Annotated in this window: 3 protein-coding genes; all 3 read left to right on the forward strand. The window is 69.5% G+C overall.

The annotated features are described in order from the left end of the window. The first annotated feature begins 28 nt into the window (after nucleotides 1-28). On the forward strand, nucleotides 29-1,402 hold the full coding sequence (locus ABZ749_RS30915) for an ABC transporter ATP-binding protein (RefSeq protein ID WP_357233950.1): 1,374 nt from the start codon (nucleotides 29-31) through the stop codon (nucleotides 1,400-1,402). 76 nt (nucleotides 1,403-1,478) lie between these two features. Beyond that, nucleotides 1,479-2,843: an ABC transporter permease gene (locus ABZ749_RS30920; RefSeq protein WP_355010188.1), complete on the forward strand. Its 1,365-nt coding sequence runs from the start codon at nucleotides 1,479-1,481 to the stop codon at nucleotides 2,841-2,843. A 3-nt stretch (nucleotides 2,844-2,846) separates the two neighbouring features. Next, a partial coding sequence (locus ABZ749_RS30925; protein ID WP_357233954.1) for an ABC transporter permease occupies nucleotides 2,847-4,000 on the forward strand: 1,154 nt, incomplete at its 3' end.

A 4,000-nucleotide genomic window follows, 5' to 3' on the forward strand; every position in this document is an offset into this window, starting at 1 on the left:
TCCCGATAATGGTCTGTGGATTTCACAAGTGGGCTCACCCGAACACCGGCTCGGCGCCGAGCAGGTCAGGGGCGGCATCGCCGGCTTCCTGGACCGGCGCCGGGCCCGGCGCGAGGTCACCGAGGTGTCCGAGCGCTACAACCTGCAGGTCGACCCGGACGCGGTGATCGAGGACCTGCCGGTCGGCATCCAGCAGCGCGTCGAGATCGTCAAGGCGCTCACCCGCGACGTCGACCTGCTCATCCTGGACGAGCCGACAGCGGTGCTCACCCCTCAGGAGACCGAGGAGTTGCTGACGGTCATGCGGTCGCTCAAGGCGGCCGGCAAGTCGATCGTCTTCATCACCCACAAGCTTGGCGAGGTCAAGGCCATCGCCGACCGGATCACCGTGATCCGGCGCGGCAAGACCGTCGGCACCGCCTCACCGGAGGCCAGCCGGGACGAGCTGGCCGCGTTGATGGTCGGGCGCAACGTCCGGCTCACCGTGGACAAGACCCCGGCCACGCCGGGCGACCCGGTGCTGGAGGTGGAAGGGCTGGTCGTCGACGACGACCGGCAGATCCGCGCTGTCGACGGCGTCGACCTGACGGTCCGCGCGGGCGAGGTCCTCGGGGTGGCGGGCGTACAGGGCAACGGTCAGACCGAGCTGATCGAGGCGATCATGGGCCTGCGCCCGGTGCTGGCCGGCACGATCAGCCTGGCCGGTGACCAGATCAACGGCTGGAAGCCCAAGAAGGTGCTCCGGGCGGGCGTCGGTTACGTGCCTGAGGACCGCAGCGTGGACGGCCTGGTCAAGGAGTTCAGCGTCGCGGAGAACCTGGTGCTGGACATCTACGACCGGCCGCCGTTCGGTGCCGGGCTCGCGCTGAAGCCGGACGCTATCGCCGCCTCCGCGAAGGAGCGGATCGAGCAGTTCGACGTCCGTACCTCATCGGCCGACGCGGCGGTGGGCACCCTCTCCGGGGGCAACCAGCAGAAGGTGATCGTGGCTCGGGAGCTGTCCCGGCCACTGAAGCTCCTCATCGCCGCCCAGCCGACCCGTGGCGTCGACGTCGGGTCGATCGAGTTCATCCACAGCCAGGTCATCCGCGAGCGAGACATTGGCACCGCCGTTCTGGTGGTCTCCAGCGAACTCGACGAGGTGATCGGGTTGGCCGACCGGATCGCGGTGATGTACCGCGGCCGGATCATCGGCATCGTCGGCCCGGACACCCCGCGTGAGGAGATCGGTCTGCTGATGGCCGGCATCAGCCCGGACGAGGCCCACGACGCCGTGGCCGAGAAGCCCGACGCGGCAATCGCCGCCGACGAGTCCGGTGCGGCACCCGCCACCGACAAGCCCGGCGCGGCAGACGGGAGCCCGGCGCGCGACGCGGGCTCCGCGAGCGAGGACGAGGCATGAGCGAGCGCCAGCGAGCGAACAGTCGACACTGGGGTTTGGTGCCTCATGGCGTCACGCAGCGAAGCGGAGTGACGGCATGAGCGACCCCAATCCGCAGTCCGGCTCGCCGGACAAGGAGCCGGCGAGCGAGGCGCAGGCCGCGCAGAACGCGCTCGGCAACACCGAACGCGCCGAGGTGGCCACCGAGCCGGACCGCTCGGTGAAGCCGGGCCCGGAGCCGAAGCCGAGCCTGGGCCGGTTGTTCCTGGACAACCTCTGGGCGGCGAACACCTTCACGGTGACCCTGTTGTCGCTGGTGCTGGCGATCGTGGTCGGCGCGGTGCTGATGATCATCTCTGATCCCGACGTGCTCGCCACCTACTCGTACATCACCTCCCGCCCGTCCGACGCGATCAACTCCAGCTGGACGCTCGTCAGCGAGGCGTACGCGAACCTGTTCAAGGGCTCGATCTTCGACCCCGAGGCGTTCTCCGGCTGGTTGGACGGCGCCAACGGCTGGCAGGCGGTGCTCGCGCCGATCTCGGAGACGTTGACCTACGCGGCGCCGCTGGTCTTCACCGGCCTGTCGGTGGCACTGGCCTTCCGGGGCGGCCTGTTCAACATCGGCGCCCAGGGCCAGGCCACCATCGGTGTGATCATGGCGGCGCTGGCCGGCTTCCTGCTGCCGCTGCCGCCCGGCCTGCACCTGCTGGTGGCGGTGCTCGCCGGCGCGCTGGGTGGAGCGATCTGGGGCTTCATCCCCGGCATCCTCAAGGCCCGCGCCGGCGCGCACGAGGTGATCAACACGATCATGCTCAACTACGTCGCCACGTACTTCCTCACCTGGTTGATCGTGCAGAACGGCGTGCAGGACCCGAACCGTACCGACGCGATCAGCAAGGCCGTGGACACCTCCGCCCAGCTGCCCCGTCTGCTCGGCGACAACCTGCGGGTGCACGCCGGCATCCTGCTCGCCGTGCTGGCCACCTGGGCCGTCGCCTGGCTGCTCAACCGCTCGACGCTCGGTTTCGAGCTGCGCGCGGTCGGCGCCAACCCGGACGCCGCCCGGACCGCGGGCATCAGCGTCACCCGGACGTACATCCTGATCATGGTCTTCGCCGGAATCCTGGCCGGCCTCGGCGGCTCGAACATGGTGCTCGGCTCGACCGCCAGCGCGTTGACCCCGCTGGTGGTCGCGCAGATCGGGTTCGACGGCATCCTGGTGGCACTGCTCGGGCGGGTGAAGCCCTGGGGGGTGCTGCTGGCCGCGCTGCTGTTCGGCGCGCTTCAGGCCGGTGGTAACCGGATGCAGTCGTACTCCGGGATCTCGCTGGAGCTGGTGACAGTGCTCCAGGCGCTGATCGTCATCTTCATCGCCGCACCGGCCCTGGTGAAGGCGATCTTCCAGCTCCGGGCCGCGCGCGCCGCCCGGTTGCAGACGAGCCTGGCGAAGGGCTGGTAACTCATGTCCACCATGGCTGTCCCCGACATCGCGGTCGCCCCGGTCGACGAGGGCTTCTGGACCCGCAGCCGGAAGGTCGGTCTCACGCTGCTGGCGCTCGGCCTGCTGGCTGCGGTGCTCTTCGGCGCGCTCGCCACCGACCAACAGGCCCGGTTCACCCTCAGCGACGACGCGGCCGGTGCCGCACTGGAGATCAACGGCACGATCGGGGCGATCCTGTTCGGGATCATCACGATCGCCGCCGGCGCGGCGCTGCTCGCCGGGGTGCCGAAGCGGTGGTTCCTTCCCGTGCTCGGCGTCGGGCTGGTCGCCTTCGTGCTGTCGTTCCTCTGCTGGCAGGTCAGCGCCGCGCCGGCCGGGCAGAACTTCATGCCGCTGGTCAACATCATCCGGGGTACGTTCATCCTGGCCCTGCCGCTGATCTTCGGCGCGCTCGCCGGGGTGCTCTGTGAGCGGTCCGGCGTGGTCAACGTGGCCATCGAGGGCCAGCTGCTGATGGGCGCCTTCAGCGGGGCCCTGTTCGGCAGCATCTCCGGCAGCGTGTGGGTGGGCCTGGTCGCCGCAGCCATCGGCGGCGCGTTCATCTCGCTGCTGCTGGCCGTCTTCGCCATCCGCTACCTGGTCGACCAGGTTGTCATGGGCATCGTGCTGAACCTGCTGGCCGTCGGCGTCACCGGCTTCCTCTACGAGCGGCTGATGCAGACCGACGCCGCGAAGTACAACAGCGCGCCCCGCTTCAGCAACTGGGAGATCCCGTTGCTGAAGGACATCCCGGTGCTCGGTCCGGCGTTGTTCCGCGGCAACATCTTCCTCTACGTCGGGCTGCTCCTGGTGCTGGTGATCCACATCGGGCTGTTCCGTACCCGGTGGGGGCTGCGGACCCGTTCGGTCGGCGAGCACCCGATCGCCGCCGACACGCTCGGCGTCAAGGTGCTGCGGGTGCGCTACCGCAACGTGCTGCTGGCCGGTGTGGTCGCCGGCATCGGCGGCGCGTCCTACACCCTGGCGCTCTACTCGTTCACCAAGAACATGATCGGCGGTAAGGGCTTCATCGCCCTGGCTGCGCTGATCTTCGGCCGCTGGAACCCGACCGGCGCGCTGCTCGCCGCGCTGTTCTTCGGATTCGCCGACCAGCTCGCCACGTACCTGGGCGCGAT

It is taken from the genome of Micromonospora sp. NPDC047753, assembly GCF_040642735.1.
GTDB lineage: Bacteria > Actinomycetota > Actinomycetes > Mycobacteriales > Micromonosporaceae > Micromonospora.